The 16,124-nt window shown below is 49.9% G+C and carries 14 protein-coding genes and 3 pseudogenes; 12 read left to right on the top strand and 5 right to left on the bottom strand.

The features are described 5' to 3' along the window. Positions 1-58 precede the first annotated feature (58 nt). From WLO32_RS18660 to WLO32_RS18650, 3 genes are read left to right on the top strand one after another with little or no spacing between them, the layout of a single operon-like run. Positions 59-265: a hypothetical protein gene (locus tag WLO32_RS18660; protein WP_435946472.1), complete on the top strand. Its 207-nt coding sequence runs from the start codon at positions 59-61 to the stop codon at positions 263-265. Next, complete coding sequence (locus tag WLO32_RS18655) at positions 262-1,200, top strand: hypothetical protein (protein WP_435946470.1); 939 nt, start codon at positions 262-264, stop codon at positions 1,198-1,200. Before WLO32_RS18660 ends, WLO32_RS18655 begins: the two co-directional genes overlap by 4 nt. Then, positions 1,145-1,810, top strand: a complete 666-nt coding sequence (locus tag WLO32_RS18650; protein WP_435948356.1) for a hypothetical protein — start codon at positions 1,145-1,147, stop codon at positions 1,808-1,810. The genes WLO32_RS18655 and WLO32_RS18650 overlap by 56 nt, the downstream gene beginning before the upstream one ends. 211 nt (positions 1,811-2,021) lie before the next feature. Here the strand turns inward: WLO32_RS18650 and WLO32_RS18645 are convergent, their stop codons facing one another. Continuing rightward, on the bottom strand, positions 2,022-2,468 hold the full coding sequence (locus tag WLO32_RS18645) for a SymE family type I addiction module toxin (RefSeq protein WP_435946468.1): 447 nt from the start codon (positions 2,466-2,468) through the stop codon (positions 2,022-2,024). Between the two features lie 275 nt (positions 2,469-2,743). On the opposite strand from WLO32_RS18645, the pseudogene WLO32_RS18640 reads away from it, so the two are divergent. The 3 genes and pseudogenes from WLO32_RS18640 to WLO32_RS18630 form a co-directional block, all read left to right on the top strand. Then, a pseudogene (locus WLO32_RS18640) lies at positions 2,744-5,305 on the top strand (hemagglutinin repeat-containing protein); the annotation flags it as partial. After that, on the top strand, positions 5,285-6,076 hold the full coding sequence (locus tag WLO32_RS18635) for a cytidine deaminase-like fold-containing protein (RefSeq protein ID WP_435948339.1): 792 nt from the start codon (positions 5,285-5,287) through the stop codon (positions 6,074-6,076). The pseudogene WLO32_RS18640 and the gene WLO32_RS18635, both read left to right, overlap by 21 nt. Next, a complete protein-coding gene (locus tag WLO32_RS18630) occupies positions 6,076-6,480 on the top strand; it encodes a DUF6911 family protein (protein WP_435946466.1) in 405 nt (134 codons plus the stop codon). The genes WLO32_RS18635 and WLO32_RS18630 overlap by 1 nt, the downstream gene beginning before the upstream one ends. 60 nt (positions 6,481-6,540) lie before the next feature. Here WLO32_RS18630 and WLO32_RS18625 read toward each other — a convergent pair whose 3' ends face one another. Together WLO32_RS18625 and WLO32_RS18620 are read right to left on the bottom strand one after the other, a co-directional pair. Beyond that, complete coding sequence (locus tag WLO32_RS18625; RefSeq protein WP_435948355.1) at positions 6,541-6,702, bottom strand: hypothetical protein; 162 nt, start codon at positions 6,700-6,702, stop codon at positions 6,541-6,543. Positions 6,703-6,732: 30 nt separating this feature from the next. Beyond that, positions 6,733-6,945 (bottom strand): annotated as a pseudogene (locus WLO32_RS18620) (hypothetical protein); the annotation flags it as partial. A gap of 592 nt (positions 6,946-7,537) precedes the next feature. Between WLO32_RS18620 and WLO32_RS18615 the strand changes: the two are divergent. Continuing rightward, positions 7,538-8,164, top strand: a complete 627-nt coding sequence (locus tag WLO32_RS18615; RefSeq protein WP_435946465.1) for a hypothetical protein — start codon at positions 7,538-7,540, stop codon at positions 8,162-8,164. Between the two features lie 87 nt (positions 8,165-8,251). Here WLO32_RS18615 and WLO32_RS18610 read toward each other — a convergent pair whose 3' ends face one another. Then, positions 8,252-8,599, bottom strand: a complete 348-nt coding sequence (locus tag WLO32_RS18610) for a winged helix-turn-helix transcriptional regulator (protein WP_435946464.1) — start codon at positions 8,597-8,599, stop codon at positions 8,252-8,254. Positions 8,600-8,722: 123 nt separating this feature from the next. Here WLO32_RS18610 and WLO32_RS18605 point away from each other — a divergent pair, with 123 nt between their 5' ends. From WLO32_RS18605 to WLO32_RS18590, 4 genes and pseudogenes are all read left to right on the top strand, one after another. After that, the gene (locus tag WLO32_RS18605; protein WP_435946463.1) at positions 8,723-9,466 is read left to right on the top strand and encodes an SDR family oxidoreductase; all 744 of its coding nucleotides are present in this window, start codon (positions 8,723-8,725) and stop codon (positions 9,464-9,466) included. Between the two features lie 227 nt (positions 9,467-9,693). Beyond that, positions 9,694-10,008 (top strand): PTS sugar transporter subunit IIB, encoded by a 315-nt coding sequence (locus WLO32_RS18600; protein ID WP_435946462.1) that lies wholly within the window; start codon positions 9,694-9,696, stop codon positions 10,006-10,008. 9 nt (positions 10,009-10,017) lie between these two features. Then, positions 10,018-11,407 (top strand): annotated as a pseudogene (locus tag WLO32_RS18595) (glycoside hydrolase family 1 protein). A 1-nt stretch (position 11,408) separates the two neighbouring features. Beyond that, complete coding sequence (locus tag WLO32_RS18590) at positions 11,409-12,731, top strand: PTS sugar transporter subunit IIC (RefSeq protein WP_435946461.1); 1,323 nt, start codon at positions 11,409-11,411, stop codon at positions 12,729-12,731. Between the two features lie 501 nt (positions 12,732-13,232). Here WLO32_RS18590 and WLO32_RS18585 read toward each other — a convergent pair. After that, positions 13,233-14,453: an amino acid deaminase gene (locus tag WLO32_RS18585; protein ID WP_435946460.1), complete on the bottom strand. Its 1,221-nt coding sequence runs from the start codon at positions 14,451-14,453 to the stop codon at positions 13,233-13,235. 202 nt (positions 14,454-14,655) lie between these two features. On the opposite strand from WLO32_RS18585, the gene WLO32_RS18580 reads away from it, so the two are divergent. Continuing rightward, positions 14,656-16,086, top strand: coding sequence for an N-acyl-D-amino-acid deacylase family protein (locus WLO32_RS18580; protein ID WP_435946458.1), 1,431 nt, complete (start codon positions 14,656-14,658; stop codon positions 16,084-16,086). The last annotated feature ends 38 nt before the right edge of the window (positions 16,087-16,124 follow it).

Raw genomic sequence — 16,124 nt, 5'->3', positions numbered from 1 at the left:
TTGAAAATAAATTGAGTGTTTATGATCATTAATTTAATAATTATGCTAGGAACTATAGATGAAAAAAGAGCACGTGCTTATCCAATTCGCGACCAAAAGACCATTTTCCAGTAAACCGGAAATGCCGGAGAGTTCAGTTTACAGTCAAGAAAAAGGCTATTGGATGAAAGATGAAAAACCTTTAGTCTCATATGACTCGGAGTATGGCACAAGAGTTTCGAAAAAATGTGATATAGAAACCGGAGAGGATCAGAAAGGAGAATGAAAAACTATATTTTGATTCTTTCAAGCATATATGATTTTTCCACTGACTTAGTTGTCCAGAGGTTAGAACATGGCGGAGATGATTTCATTCGGCTGAACAAAGAACAGTTAAGCGATTATGAGATTTATTTAGATCCTGTGAATAAATCCTTGAGAGTTAAAAGCGAGTTTGCAGATATAGAGACATCTAATATAAAATCCGTATGGTTTCGTCAACCTGTTTTCTTACGCAATACCCCGGGCCGCATCATCGATATTAGCGAGCAACTTTCATTGTCACAATGGAACGCATTCCTTAGAGGACTAATGGTTTTCGATAATGCTTATTGGATGAATTGGCCTCAAGCAACATATGCTGCTGAATCTAAGCCATATCAGTTAATGATAGCAAAAAAAATTGGGTTTTCTGTACCACAAACTATTATTAGCAACTCTCTTGGTTTTGATAGACTCACTTCAAGTAATTTTATTATAAAATCTATGGACACCGTGTTACTTAAAGAAAATGACGACTGTTATTTTACGTATACGTCTAAAGCAAGTCCCAAAGATTTTTCTTTAGACTGTACCAAGAAAGCACCAATAACATTTCAAGAATATGTCGAAGATAAACTAGATATTAGAGTTACTGTTATTGGTGAAAAAGTATATTCCGTTGCAATAAAGTCTAATGGCAATGCCATCTCTGATGATTGGAGAATGCTGAAAAAAGATGAGCTTGAATATATAGATATTGAGCTCCCACTTGAGATCCAAACGCTTTGCATAAATTATGTAAAAGCACTAGGGTTAAACTTTGGTGCTATTGACTTCATTAAATCTAATGATAAATATGTCTTCATTGAGATCAATCCGACAGGAGAATGGGGGTGGCTATCCAATGTCAATAGAGAAATTGATTTCGATATTGCAAAGAGTTTATCAGAGGCTAATTAATATGGCTTGTAGGATAGCTGAAGAGTTTGTTCCATTCTTTTATTTTTATTATATATCCAATAAAAAAGAAAAAGAACTTTATGATATAACAATTAAAAATTTGGGGTTTTATTCAGGGCTTTCAGATGAACAAATAGTCGAAAGACTTGCGAGCGAACACAATAGAGCTAAAGAAATTGATGATAAAACATTTAAGTTCACATTAGCCTTAAGTATATCGTTAAGTATTATAAGTGCAGGTGCTAGTGGGATTGTAAAGTTCTTGCCTGAAAATTCACTTAATCCATATATATCATTTGTGCTTTTTCTATCTTCTTTTTATATGCTTTGTGGTGGTCTTATTTCATTAGGTTCGCTAAAAACGCTACCGAAATTTGGTTATGGAACGTATTTTGAAATGCACAGAACTAGAGGGTCTTTAATTAAGGCTGTCATTGGTCAGGAAAAAGTAAATATGATAAGGCACATAAGAAATGAGCTTTCGTATATAAGCTTGAGGAATGGTTTTTTGTTGATTCTTTTGGCTCTTATACTGTGTCTATGCGTTTTCGCCTCTACCATATTTATGGGATATTTTAAGCCTGAACCATTTACATTTTATTGTCTATGAATAATATAAGTAATCAAATTATTAGATTAAATATTTTATCGAAGTCAACTTGATTAATAATTGTAATGTATCGTTATTTTCTAAGGTGTGTATATTAATTTCTAAGTGAATGTAGTTGTGCTTAGTTTATGTTGATTCCTTATTAAGGATAGTAGAGAGGGAAAATCTTCCCCCTCTGTTCACAAGCAAATGGGGTAGATACCTATAAAAATCAAATTTTCTGTAGTTCCACCCTTGCTATAACCCCTTCTAAAAAATCCATAACCTGTAACTGTTCATGTTCAGGCAACTCTTTGGTTTTATTGAGTACTTGTATTAATGGCGTGACGGTTGGACGAGCAGTGATCACCAGACAACCCTGCATCACGCGAACATCAATTTTGGTGCCTGTGGTAAATCCGGCTTCTTCCATCCAGATGCCGTTCAGGCGCAGGCTGGCGCGGCAGGTATAGTGCGTGGTCCGCAGGGTGTCGGGGTCAATGTGGCGGGTTCTGACGTAGCTGATCGTCATATTCCTAAATACTTTTGGTTCTGCTTTCTTAAGCAAGCTGCGATCGTTATTTTTGCGCGCTGGCTCGTGTTTATCTGTATTGCTTGCCAAAAATTTCGATTGTGTTTTGGCAATAGTGGTTCCTGGCTTAAGATTGGTGTCAGCCATATTCAACTCTCCGTTAGTTGTCTGTGGTCAGCGGCATGGAAGTGCTTCAACACTTTCATGTCGCGCTCTTTAATAATCAGAATTTTCTATTTTATCGATTTTCCTGTTGCGGTCTTTCGGTTGCTTTGCTGCGTCTATTATACCCTGCTGAATAAAAACACAGCACTGGATGCATGAACAAAGTTAATATCTGCGAGGCCGCTTCAGGAAATATTAATGATTAATGTAACGTTGCATTTTAAATTGCTCATTTAAATGCTGATCGCCACAGCTGCAAGAAAACGACCCACACCATCGAGGAAGACAGCGCGACGCGTGAGGCGGGCACCCTGCTGAGCGGCGATAACGTCACCGTCCAGGCGGGCAACAACCTGCTGGTGAAGGGCTCCTCCGTGGTGGGCGATAACACCGTAGCGCTGGGCGCGGGCAACAACGTCGATATCGTGGCGGCGACCAACACCGACTCCTCCTGGCGCTTTAAGGAAGAGAAGAAAAGCGGCCTGATGGGTACCGGCGGTATCGGCATCACCGTCGGCAGCAGCAAATCCACCCATGACCTGCGTGAGGCGGGCACCACGCAAAGCCAGAGCTTCAGCACCGTCGGCTCAACGGGCGGTAACGTGGTTATCGCCGCTGGCAACCAGGCGCACATTGGTGGCGCAGACCTGATTGCCGGGAAGGATATGAGCCTCAGCGGCAGCAGCGTGATCATCGATCCGGGCCACGACAAACGTACCCGCGATGAAACCTTCGAACAGAAGAAAAGCGGGCTGACGCTGGCGCTTTCGGGCGCGGTGGGTGGAGCCATAAACAACGCCGTTAACTCAGCGCAGGATGCAAAAAATGAAAGTGATGGCCGTTTAGCTGCACTTCAGGCGACTAAATCAGTTCTTTCCGGCATGCAGGCCGGGCAGGCCGTTGCTCTGGATGCTGCTGACAGTGGGAATACTGAAAACCCGAGCACTAACGCTATCGGCGTCAGCGCTTCTCTCACCACGCAAAAGTCAAAATCTGAGCAACATGTGCGGAGTGATGAAGTCACGGGCAGTACGCTGAACGTGGGCAACAATCTCTCCATCACGGCAACCGGGAAAAACAAAGGCCCGAACAGCGGGGATATTGTGATTGCCGGAAGCCAGTTAAAGGCGGGCGGTGACACCGTGCTGGATGCGAAAAACGACATCCTGCTGGCGGGTGCAGCCAATACACAGCAGACCACGGGTAAGAACAGCAGCAGTGGTGGTGGTGTGGGTATTGGCATCGGTGTCGGCAGCGGTGGCTGGGGGATCAGCGTCTTCGCTAATGGCAACTCTGCTCACGGTAAGGACAAGGGCAACGGTACCGACTGGACCGAAACCACCATCGACAGCGGTAAAACCGTCACTATCAAAAGCGGGAATGACACCGTACTCGATGGCGCGCTGGTCAACGGCAACAAAATTGTCGCCGACGTGGGTCACGACCTGCTGATGCGCAGCCAGCAGGACAATAACGACTACGACAGCAAGCAGACCAGCGTTGCCGGAGGCGGAAGCTTCACCTTCGGCTCCATGTCCGGTTCGGCTTATATGAGCGTCAGCCAGGACAAGATGAAGAGTCGCTTCGACTCGGTGGCAGAGCAAACCGGGCTTTATGCCGGGGATGGCGGTTTCGATATCACAGTCGGCAATCACACCCAGCTGGATGGCGCGGTTATCGCTTCCACGGCCACGGCGGATAAGAACAACCTTGATACCGGGACGTTGGGCTTCAGCGATATCCATAATGAAGCGGATTTCAAAACTCAGCACACGGGCGGCTCTTTCAATACCGGCGGCAGCATCGCCGGGCAGTTTGCGAGTAATGCGGCGAATGCCCTGCTGGCAGGCGGCGGTAATAAAGGCCATGCCGAAGGCACAACTCAGGCTGCTGTCGCTGATGGCACCATCACCATCCGTGACAAGGACAATCAGAAACAGGATGTCGCTGACCTCAGCCGCGATACAGAACACGCCAACGACAACATCAGCCCAATCTTTGACAAGGAGAAAGAGCAGAAACGGCTGCAGGAAATTCAGCTGATCGGTGAAGTGGGTTCTCAGGCTGCCGATGTGGCAAGAACACAGGGCGATCTGGCCGGACGTAAAGCGGCAAAAGATCCGGATTCGCTGGAAGAAGCGCGTCAGCAGCTGGCGAAGGAAGGGAAGCCAGTCACAGATGCCGCCGTGGCGGAACGTGCGTACAACAACGCCTCGTCATTCTATGGCACGGGCGGCGTGGTTCAGCGCGGGCTTCAGGCAGTGACCGGAGCGCTGACCGCTCTGGCTGGTGGTGGCAACCTGGCTGGCGCTCTGGCTGGAGCATCGGCCCCGGAACTGGCGAATATTATCGGACACCGTTCCGGTCTCAGCGATGATGAAGCGCTGATAGCCCATGCCGTTCTGGGTGGCGTTGTCGCTTCACTACAGGGGAACAGCGCCGCAGCTGGTGCGGCAGGAGCGTTGAGCGGTGAACTGGCTGCCCGAGCCATTAAAGATCAAATGTTCCCGGGTAAGAGCAACAGTGAGCTGAGTGAAAGTGACAAGCAGCTGATCAGCAACCTGGCAACTCTGGCATCAGGGCTGGCGGGGAATCTGACAGGTGGAAACTCTGCTGGCACAACAGCGGGCGCTCAGGCCGGGAAGAATGCGGTTGAGAATAACTATCTGAGCAGCACGGAGAAGAGCCTCCAGACGGAGCTGAACCACAAACAGAGCCTGACACCGAAGGAACAACAGGAGCGTGATGCGCTGAACCGTAAGGATGCGGAAACCAGTAAAACCCTGGTGGATGCCTGTATGAACGGCAGTGCTTCAGCCTGTACGGCAGCACGCCAGGATGCGCTGGAAAAACAGGATAGCTATCAGAACCTAGGCTATCAGAATACAAAAGAAAGCCAGGCAGGCTATCAGCAGATACAGCAGTTGCTGAATGGCACCGGCCCGGAAGCGAAGCAGACGCAGGAACTGTTTAACGGTATGGTTGCTGCGTATATGCGTACCGGGATGAGTGAAGAGGCTGCCAAATCAGCGGTAGGCTATCAGCTTGGTGCGATGTATATCGTGGGTGGTGTTGCCGGTATTGGTTCAGGAAAGGCTGTCGAAGGTTCGTTAGCTGGTAAAAATTCCACAGTGAAAGAGAATGCAGGAATAAGACCTACAGTAACAGCAGAACTGGAAGTAAATGGTCAAAAATTTAAAGATACAAACCAAACTGCTAGACCAGCAGAGCAGGCAAATAAAGATCAACCTACATTAATATCAGACAGAGTAACATCTAAAGAGCAAAGCTTGGTGGAGAAGGGAAAAACAAATAATTTACCTTTACCAAACAGTAATATGGCTAATGCTCATGCTGAAATAGGTGCTATACAACAGGCTTATAATGCAGGTAAGACTCAAGATGCTAACCTGACGATTAATGTAGCAGGCAAAGACGTTTGTAGTTATTGCAGAGGTGATATAGCTGCTGCTGCTCAAGCTTCCGGTGCGAAATCAGTCACGATAAATGCTATTGATGATAAAACAGGATTACCTAAAACGTACATCTGGGAGCCAGGCATGAAATCTATAAGGGAAATCAATAAATAATGATAAATTTTGAGCTGGGCGGGCATTATTTAGACAATGGTAAGCGTGTGCAGCTACCTTTAATAGCGCAACCATCAATAGTTCAAATAATGAGTTATTTAGATATATTGAAGAGCCATGACGGGATATTGGTTCTTGATAATGATCAAGAAGATAACCATATGCCTTACAATATGACACTATATTCTGATAGTGGAAATTTCATGATATTACTTGCAACGAGCATGGATGATGGTGATATAGATGTCAGAACATTTTGTAATAAATCTGGTTCCAGAGATTTTATACTAATACTTGGTGAACCATATTCAGAAGCATCAACAGTTAAAGAATTTTCTTCGGTTATAGAAGCATTTAAAGAATTTTATAAAACTGGTGATGTTAGTAGGGAATTATTAGATTGATCTCTTAAATCCCAACCCTAGTGGTTGGGATTTTACTTTATACACCAGTCAGTTAGCGCCTCACCGCTGCGGCCTGCCGATCGCCTCGATAAGCTCCGTGACCTGCTTCTGCCTGCGGGCGGAGAACTTACAGACCCTGCGCAGGATCTGCATGATCTCCGGCTCGGGCGGCGGAGCCGGGAGCGGCTCGTGAGCGGTGAGCACCAGACAGTCGTGTATCACCCGCACCTTCAGTGGTATGCCGGCCCTGAATCCCGCATCATCCAGCCATGCACCCTTCAGCGTGATGGACGTGGCTTTGTTGGGGGTCTTCCAGTCGCGAATGTAACCCACGGTATAACGGCGCTTTTTTAGCGACGGGGCTTCAGTTGTAACAACTTCTGACTTAGAATTTTTCTCAGCTGAGAATAATATGCTGGGCTGTTCGCCGACGACTTGTACTAATAATCCTGGTGATGATCCCATGCGCGGCGGTGGTCTGGATGGCAGCATCGCAGGCGGGCAATGACCTGCTGGTGAAAGGGTAACGACAAACGCACCCGTGACGAGACCTTATAAGCAAGTCATAGGAATCATTGAAAACGAAAAAATATTTTACTGTAAATAAGAAATATTCCTGATGGGAGCAATACTCAGATAATGATAGATAACTAATGTAAATAAGATATTTTTATCTGCCGCTCAGCATCAATACCTTAAAGAATCGCTGCTCATTGTCATAAGAGGCGATTTAATATAGTTAAATATCATTTATATATTTTTGTGGTTATTTTAATATCGATACGTTTAATAAATAAATCTTTTGATATACATTCATGAAAAGAATGTATTTTGTCAGGAATTATATGTGTGACGAAGATCTAAAATTCATATTCCGCAACTGATAAGTATGGCATTTGCGCTTTCATTATTATATTCTCAAAAACCATTTTCACTTATGAAATGTCATAGACAAAATTAACTAATCGAATGTCGCTAATAAATGGAAAGTTTTGACAAGGAGAAAAAATGAAAAAATATTCCGGAGTAATAATCCTGATATGTACTTTGATGCTCAGTGGCTGTGCTGGCCCTAAACCTACTACCGTTAAGGGCCATTGACGGTAGTTCAGTTGCAATATCTGGCACATTTGCCCCACCTGATTTAAATAACAATAATTATGCCGATACCAAACTAAGAATTGTGTCGCCTGCTCATTTGGCATCCGGCATGGGCCTTAAGGTACTAACGGCCGTATTAGGCGGAAGCGTCAGTTCACAAGGTTTTGATAAAGAAGGTTATAAAGGTAGAAGTATTGATAGCATGCCGGAACCGACCAAAACCTATTTTCTCCCCAAAGCTGAAGCGCGGGTAACTAAATGGCTGAGCGAAAACGGTAAGGGACATCAGTATGATCAACCTTTATATATTGCCGCAGCTCGCTGGGCGCTTATCTACAAAGACTTAAGTGCCCAAAACAGTGATTACGAATTGCAATATCGGGTTATCTTCTATAAACGCCCTGAGGGCGGAAACGCATTTTCTGCTTTCATCATTGCTGATTGCTCACCTGTCAAAGAGGCCGCGCCATTCAGCGAATGGGAAGCCAGTAATTATGCTAAAGTGACTCAGGTTACACAGCAATATATGGATGCTTGCCTGCTGGAACTGGATAATCAGTTACCCCGTTTACTTAAAAAGTAATAATGGCGCATTAATATAGTGCAGTTAGCTGGCGTCCCTGATTTTTCTAAAACAGGCGTCAGCTACTAAAGCCACAATGATACTTGCTCAATTCCCCAGCATTTCCCCATTATCCCGCATCCACTCGGCCAGCGAATCCAGCGTTGGGCGCAGCGATTTGCCTAGCTCCGTTATCTGGTACTCCACCCGCGGCGGCACCTCGGCGAACACCTGCCTTGTCACCAGGCCGCGTGATTCAAACTGGCGTAGCTGCTTTGTAAGCTCTTTTTGCGTGATGGGGTGCACCGCGCGCTGTAAATCGCTAAACCTCACCGGTTCATCTATCACAATCATTCTATAGAGAATGGGGATCGCCCATTTGCCGGATATCAGATTCACAAAACTCACCATCGGGCAGGCAATGCCTGCTGGTATTGCCGAAAAATTTTTTATCATCACTTTACCCTGCGGTTAGCTAATGCATCCCATTCGGTTCTTTAGTATGCAAATGGTGCCTACTATCCAAAAGATACTATAGCGGAAATAATGCCCTGACCAGCTAAACATGAGGTAGTGACGATGGGCAGACTTGAAGGTAAATATGCATTAATCACCGGCGGCACCAGCGGTATCGGCTTTGAAACGGCGAGGCAGTTTCTGGCCGAAGGCGCGACGGTCGCGATTACCGGGCGCAATGAAGCAGGCCTGCTGGCAGCTAAAGAAGCGCTTGGTCATGTACATATCATTCATAGCGAGGCGGGCGACATCGGCCAGCAACGGGCGCTCGGCGAGCAGCTTGCGCAGCTGTGGCCGCGCCTGGACGTGCTGTATATCAACGCCGGGGACGTGACGCATCGCCCGCTGCAGGAGTGGGACGAAAGCGCTTACGACAGGCTGATGAACACCAATCTGAAAGGCCCGTTCTTTTTGATTCAGGCTTTGCTGCCGCTGCTGGCGAATCCCTCTTCGGTTATCCTTTGTGGTTCGGTAAGCGCGCATATTGGGCTGCCCCAGAGCAGCGTTTATGCCGCCAGCAAAGCCGCGATCCTCTCCCTTGCCAGAACGCTTTCCGGCGAGCTGCATCCAAAGGGCATCCGGGTTAACGGCTTAAGCCCTGGCCCCACCGAAACTCCGGCGCTGGGTAAACTGGGCAAGAGCGTTTCTGAAGAGACCTTGCGCAAAGATATCCACGCTCTGGTGCCCGTTGGCCGCCTCGGCACGACGCTTGAGCTGGCAAAGGCCGCGGTATATCTCGCCTCCGATGAATCCGCCTTTATGGTCGGGAGTGAATTACTTATTGATGGCGGCGTAGGTAATTTATAAGAGTGGCTATTAAAGGGTGACGGAATGCCCTTTATTTTGCCGGCGGTAACAGCACTATCCTGCTGTTTATTCTCATTAAATACGCGTTGTATCAATAAGCCGCCGAAAAGTACCAGTCATTAAAACCAATTCTGTGTTGCCCCTCACTTGCCGCTTTTTCCCACACTCCGCAATATATATTTTGCCGCATGTTGCGGATAACCACGCTAAGAATGCCAGGGGAAACGATGAAAAAAATCTTTTTATGCTGCGCTGCGGGTATGTCGACCAGCATGTTAGTGGAAAAAATGAAACAGTCTGCCGCCAGTCGCGATATTGCCGTGGAAATTACGGCGGTGCCGGTATCTGATTTCGACCAGATAATTACCGAAGCCGACGTTATTTTGCTTGGCCCGCAGGTCAAATTTCAGCTTCAGAGTTTATCCAGCGCGGCTGCCCCGCACGGCGTGCCGGTAGCGGCTATCGATATGATGCAGTACGGCTCCATGCAGGGCGATAAGGTACTGGATCACGCTCTGTCTTTATTACCAGACGCACAGTAAGGACGAGCCATGAATTACCGTTTTCCTGATAATTTCTGGTGGGGGACCGCCACCAGCGCAACGCAGTCCGAGGGGCGCCAGCCGGGCGATGGCAAAGGTGAGAATATCTGGGACTACGCCTCGCGTCAGTTTAATGAGCGTTTCTTTGACGGCGTAACGTCGGATGATACCTCCACGTTTTACCGAAATTATCGGCAGGACATCCAGCGCGCCAAAGATATTGGTCTGAATTCTTTTCGCACCTCTGTTTCCTGGTCGCGGTTAATTCCCGATGGCGACGGAGAAATAAACCCGCAGGCGGTAGATTTTTATAACTCGGTTATAAATGAATTAAACGCTCAGGGCATCGAGCCTTTTATTAACCTTTATCACTTCGATATGCCGATGGCGCTGCAGGAAAAGGGCGGTTTTGAAAATCGTGAAGTGGTGGAGGCTTTTGCCCGGTATGCGCGTATTTGCTACGAGCTTTTTGGCGATCGCGTGCGCTACTGGTTCACCTTTAACGAGCCGCTTATTCCCGCCGAAGCGGGCTACCTGCATCCTCGTCATTATCCTTACGTCACGGATTTTCGCCGTGCCGCACAGGTTCTCCACCATATTGTTCTTGCACACTGCAAAGCGTTGGCGGCCTGGCGCGAGATGAATATTGAAGGGCAGATTGGCATCATTATGGACGTTATTCCGGTCTATCCGCGTAGCGATACGCCGGAAGATCTCCGGGCGGCGGCAATGGCCGACCTTTTTTACACCCGCAGCATCAACGAACCTGTTTTGCTTGGTCATTATCCCGACGAGCTGATCGCCATTCTCAAAGAGCATGGCCCAGCTGCCGGAAAGTTTACCCGGCGACCGCGAGCTTATCGCCCGGACGCGTATCGATTTGCTGGGAATAAACTATTACCGCCCCAGACGCGTTAAGGCGCGTGAAACGCCGCTGGAAGAGACGCATGGCTTTGTTCCCGAAAGGTTCTTTGAGGAGTACATCATGCCGGGGCGCAGGATGAATACTTCCCGCGGTATCGAGATTTATCCGGCGGCGCTTTATGACATCGCGATGGTGGTAAAAGAGTGCTACGGCAATTTGCCCTGGTTTGTTTCGGAGAACGGCATCGGTATTGCCGACGAAGAGCAGTTTATGGTTAACGGCCAGGTGCAGGACGACTACCGGATTGAATTTCTGAAAGAGCATCTGGGCTATCTGCATCAGGCAATGGCCGACGGCAGCCGTTGCCTGGGCTACCACATGTGGACCTTTATCGACTGCTGGTCCTGGCAGAACGCCTATAAAAATCGCTACGGTTTTTACCGCCTGGATTTAGCCACCCAGCAGCGTTCGCTGAAAAAATCGGGGCAGTGGTTCCGCTCGGTGATTGAAAACAACGGCTTCGAGGGGGCGTAGCATGTCTTATTTTGAAAGGCTGGCCGAAAAAATGCTGCCGGTGGCGAACGCCATCGGTAACCAGCGGCACATGCAGGCGATCCGTAACGGGCTGATCTCTATTTTACCCCTGACCATTGTCGGATCGTTTTTCGTTATTTTGCTTAATATTCCGATCAAAGGTTATATGGATTTTATCGCGCCCTGGCGCGATATGCTGGACGTTCCCTTTCGCTTTACCGTCGGGCTGATGTCGCTTTATGCCGCCTTCACCATTGGCTCCTTCCTGGGGAAAAGCTATAAGCTCAACGATATCACCAGCGGGCTGCTGGCCATGTTAGCGACGCTGCTGATGATTGTGCCGGTCAATATTAAAGAAGGCGTTACCGTCGCCGGAGAGGCGGTGGCCGGGCGCTATATTCCCATTACCTCGCTCAGCTCTCAGGGATTATTTGGGGCCATTATTTCGTCGCTGATCGCCATTGAGATCTACCGCTTTATAAAGGTCCGCAATATCGAAATTAAGATGCCCGAGGGCGTGCCGCCGGTGGTGGCGAGCTCTTTCTCAGCGCTTTTTCCCACTCTCGCGGTGGTGCTGATCTTCTGGATCCCGCGGCACTTTCTGAATATCGACATTAACGCCATCATCAGCTTTATTATCATGCCGCTTAAAGGGTTTATGACCGGCACCAATCTGTTTGGCGGGATCGTTACGCAGTTCTTTATCGATCTGTTCTGGGTGTTCGGGATCCACGGACACGCGGTGATGGGGCCGTTGATCCGCCCGCTTTGGGACCAGGCGATCGTGCAGAATATGGAGCTGTTCCAGGCCGGCACCAGCGCTTACGAGCTGCCGAATATCTTTACCGAGCAGTTCTTCCAGTGGTATGCCCAGATGGGCGGTACCGGTTCGACGCTCGCTCTGGTGGTGCTGTTTATCCGTTCGAAAGCGACCTACCTGAAGTCCCTTGGGAAGCTGTCGTTTATTCCGGGGTTATTTAACATCAACGAGCCGATGATTTTCGGCGCGCCGATAGTGATGAACCCGATTCTGGCCGTGCCCTTTATTCTCGCGCCGATGGTGAATACCGTGGTGGTGTACCTGTTTACCCTTAGCGGGCTTATTCCGCGCATGATGGTGAAACCGCCGTTTACCATTCCGGCTCCGCTGGGGGCGCTTATCACCACCAACTGGAACCTGATAGCCTGCGGGCTGGTGTTTATCTGCTTCTTTATTTCGCTGGCGATCTACTATCCGTTCTTTAAGGTTTACGAGAAGAAGATGCTGGAAACCGAACAGCAGCAGCGCGAAGAGGAGAACGCGAAGCAGTTAGCGGATGCGTGAAGCTATGTCGGGTAGCGCTTTGCTTACCCGACCTACGAAATCGGGATTGTGGGTTGAACAATGTCGGGTGGCGCTTACGCTTACCCGACCTACAACATCGGGAAGGTGGGTTGAACCATGCCGGGTGGCGCTTACGCTTACCCGACCTACAACATCGGAAAGGTGGGTTGAACAATGTCGGGTGGCGCTTACGCTTACCCGACCTACAACATCGGGATGGTGGGTTGAACAATGTCGGGTGGCGCTTACGCTTACCCGACCTACAACATCGGAACGGTGGGTTGAACCATGCCGGGTGGCGCTTACGCTTACCCGACCTACAACATCGGGAAGGTGGGTTGAACAATGTTGGGTGGCGCTTACGCTTACCCGACTTACAACATCGGGATGGTGGGTTGAACAATGTCGGGTGGCGCTTTGCTTACCCGGCCTACAAAACCAGTGATTGTAGGGTGGATAAGCGTAAGCGCCATCCACCTGTATGCATCCACCATTCTTACATCAGAATGCCGTTTCTAACGTTTCCAAAACGTTATATTCATCATCCACCAGCAGCAGCGCCTTCCACTTGTCGAACGTCAGGCAAGGGTGGGAGGTGCTGAAGACCAGAATATCCCCAACCTGCACGTCGGCGCCGGGTCTGAGCTTGAGCATCGCGTGTTGATCCATGATGCCGGTGGTTTCGATAACCTCCCCCGGATGCGACAGCGATTTTCCCTGGCGGTAATGCGCGATGGGCTGCGGCAAACCTGCGTCGAAGGCGCTGTCGCGCTTGCCGAAGTTTACAATGGCGCGATCGCTTTCCGGCACCGACTGCACCATGGCGACCAGTTCCAGCGCGGACGCTAAATCCCCGCCCAGGCCGCAGGCGACTTTGTCGCGGGCCATCAGCTCGTCCTGCGCTTGCTGATAAATCCCTTTATCGTGCGTGATGTAGCAGCCCGGGCGGATAACCACGCGGCAGTTGGCCGGTTTATCCGCCTGCAGCCAGACGTTGCACACTACGTCATACCAGACTGAACCCGCGCCGGTGAGAATAAATTCCCCCTCCACATAACGCTCAAGCTGGCAGGCAAGCGCGGCCGCATCGCGCAGCAGCGCCTCTACTTTTGGCTGCGGATTGTCGCCGTGCAGCACGCCTTCGTACAGCTCCAGACCGCGTAAGCGCAGCCCCGGCAAGCCCGAAATCTCTTCTGCCAGCGCCAGAGCCTGCTCCGCTGTACGGCAGCCGCAGCGCCCGCCCGGCACGCCCAGCTCAATCAGAATATCAAGCCGCTGGTTTTGCGCGCTAAAGAAAGCGGAGAGGGTTCGGGCGTTGGCGACGCTGTCTACGCAGCAAAGATAATCGACATCCTGATATTCATTTTTTAGCTTTGCGACCAGCTGCATATTCGCTTTGCCGACCAGCTGGTTAACCATTAGCACCCTTTTTACGCCGCTTACCATCGCGATGCTCGCCTGCCAGGCGCTGCCCACGCCGACGGCCCATGCTCCGGCCTGCTGTTGCTGCTGGAAAATCCACGGCGTCATGGTCGTTTTTCCGTGTGGCGCAAGGCTTACGCCGCGCTTATCGGCGTAGCGCTGCATCCACTGGATATTGTTTTCCAGCGCGGCTTTTTTTATTACCGCAGCGGGCAGACAGACGTCTTCATTCAGGAGGTTAGCCGCGTCGTTCATCGGGGCGGATTTGTGCGGAACGAGGTTACTTTCTTGGTATTTCATAACATTATTCCTTTGCGGTTATCTTTTCTTTCAGAATGGGTATCTTTGTTAATTTATTGAAATTAAATAAAATATATTAACTAATTACTTGTTGATGAATAAAAGTATCAGAAAATCCTATGCGTTTTGCGTAGTCTTCCACTGTTTTTCTCGCTTGTAAATGGTTAACTTTAGCCCAGAACACAACGGGGGTTAGGAACACATGAAGTTCGACTATCTGTTCAGAAATGTTACGGTCATTGACGGCAGCGGCGGTGCGGAATACCGCGCCGACGTCGCCATTGAAGGCGATCGCATCGCTGAGATTGCGCCCGCTATCAGCGCCCGGGCGCGATATGAAATCGACGGCGCGGGACGCGTGCTGGCCCCGGGTTTTATCGATGTCCACACCCACGACGATATCAACGTTATCCGCATGCCGGAGTACCTGCCGAAAATAAGCCAGGGCATTACGACGGTGATCGTGGGCAACTGCGGCATCAGCGCGGCCACCGCGACCATGAAAGGAAGCGTGCCGGACCCGATGAATTTACTCGGCGACGTTGAGCACTTTATCTACCCGACGGTTGCGGCCTATGCCGAAGCGGTTGCGGAGGCGCGTCCGGCGATTAACGTCGGCACGCTTATCGGCCATACCGCGCTGCGTAACAACCATATGGACGATTTGTTCCGCACCGCGACGGCAGAAGAAATTAGCGGCATGCGCGCGCAGCTTAAGCTCGCTTTGCAACAGGGCGCGCTGGGGCTGAGTACCGGCCTCGCCTATGCCACGGCGTTTCACTCCTCTACCGAAGAGGTGATGGCGCTGGCGGAAGAGCTGGCGGCGGAAAAGGGGATCTACACTACCCACCTGCGTTCGGAGTTCGAACCGATTCTGGAAGCGCTCGACGAAGCGTTTCGTATCGGCCGCCACGGCAAGGTGCCGGTGGTGGTATCGCACCATAAATGCGCCGGGGCGAAGAACTGGGGCCGCACCGTTGAGACGCTGAAGCTGTTCGACAAGGTTCGCCAGCAGCAGGACGTGTCCTGCGACTGCTATCCCTATTCAGCAAGCTCCTCGACGCTGGATATGAAACAGATTACCGACGAGTTCGACATCATCATTACCTGGTCTGAGCCGCACCCGGAAGTCGCCGGGCAGTCGTTAAAGCAGATTGCGGAAGGCTGGTCGATGTCGCTTCACGAAGCCGGCAAATTGCTGATGCCCGCCGGGGCGATTTATTACAACATGGACGAGCGCGACGTGCGGCGCGTATTGAGCTACCCGGTGACGATGGTGGGTTCAGACGGGCTGCCGAACGATCCTATGCCGCATCCGCGTCTGTGGGGCGCCTTCCCCCGCGTACTGGGACATTACAGCCGCGACGAGAAGCTGTTCCCGCTCACGGTTGCCGTACATAAGATGACGGGCATGTCGGCGGCGCGTTTCCAGCTTGCGGAGCGAGGGCTGGTGAAGCGCGGCTACTATGCGGATTTGGTGATGTTCGACCCGGAAACGGTGCGCGACGTGGCAAGTTTTAGCGATCCCCAGCAGCCCGCTGCGGGCATTGAGGCGGTAATGGTCAATGGCGTGATGAGCTATGGCCGTGATAAACAGGTTATCGGACGGGCCGGACGGTTTTTGCGCCGGTAGCATTTTGTCGGATAAGAACGTCAGGGCGGAGAAGCGTT

This window comes from Dryocola mayonis, assembly GCF_051307045.1.
Classification (GTDB): domain Bacteria; phylum Pseudomonadota; class Gammaproteobacteria; order Enterobacterales; family Enterobacteriaceae; genus Dryocola.
The sequence above is the reverse complement of the archived record's forward strand: the minus strand, read 5'-3'. Positions and strand labels throughout refer to the sequence as shown.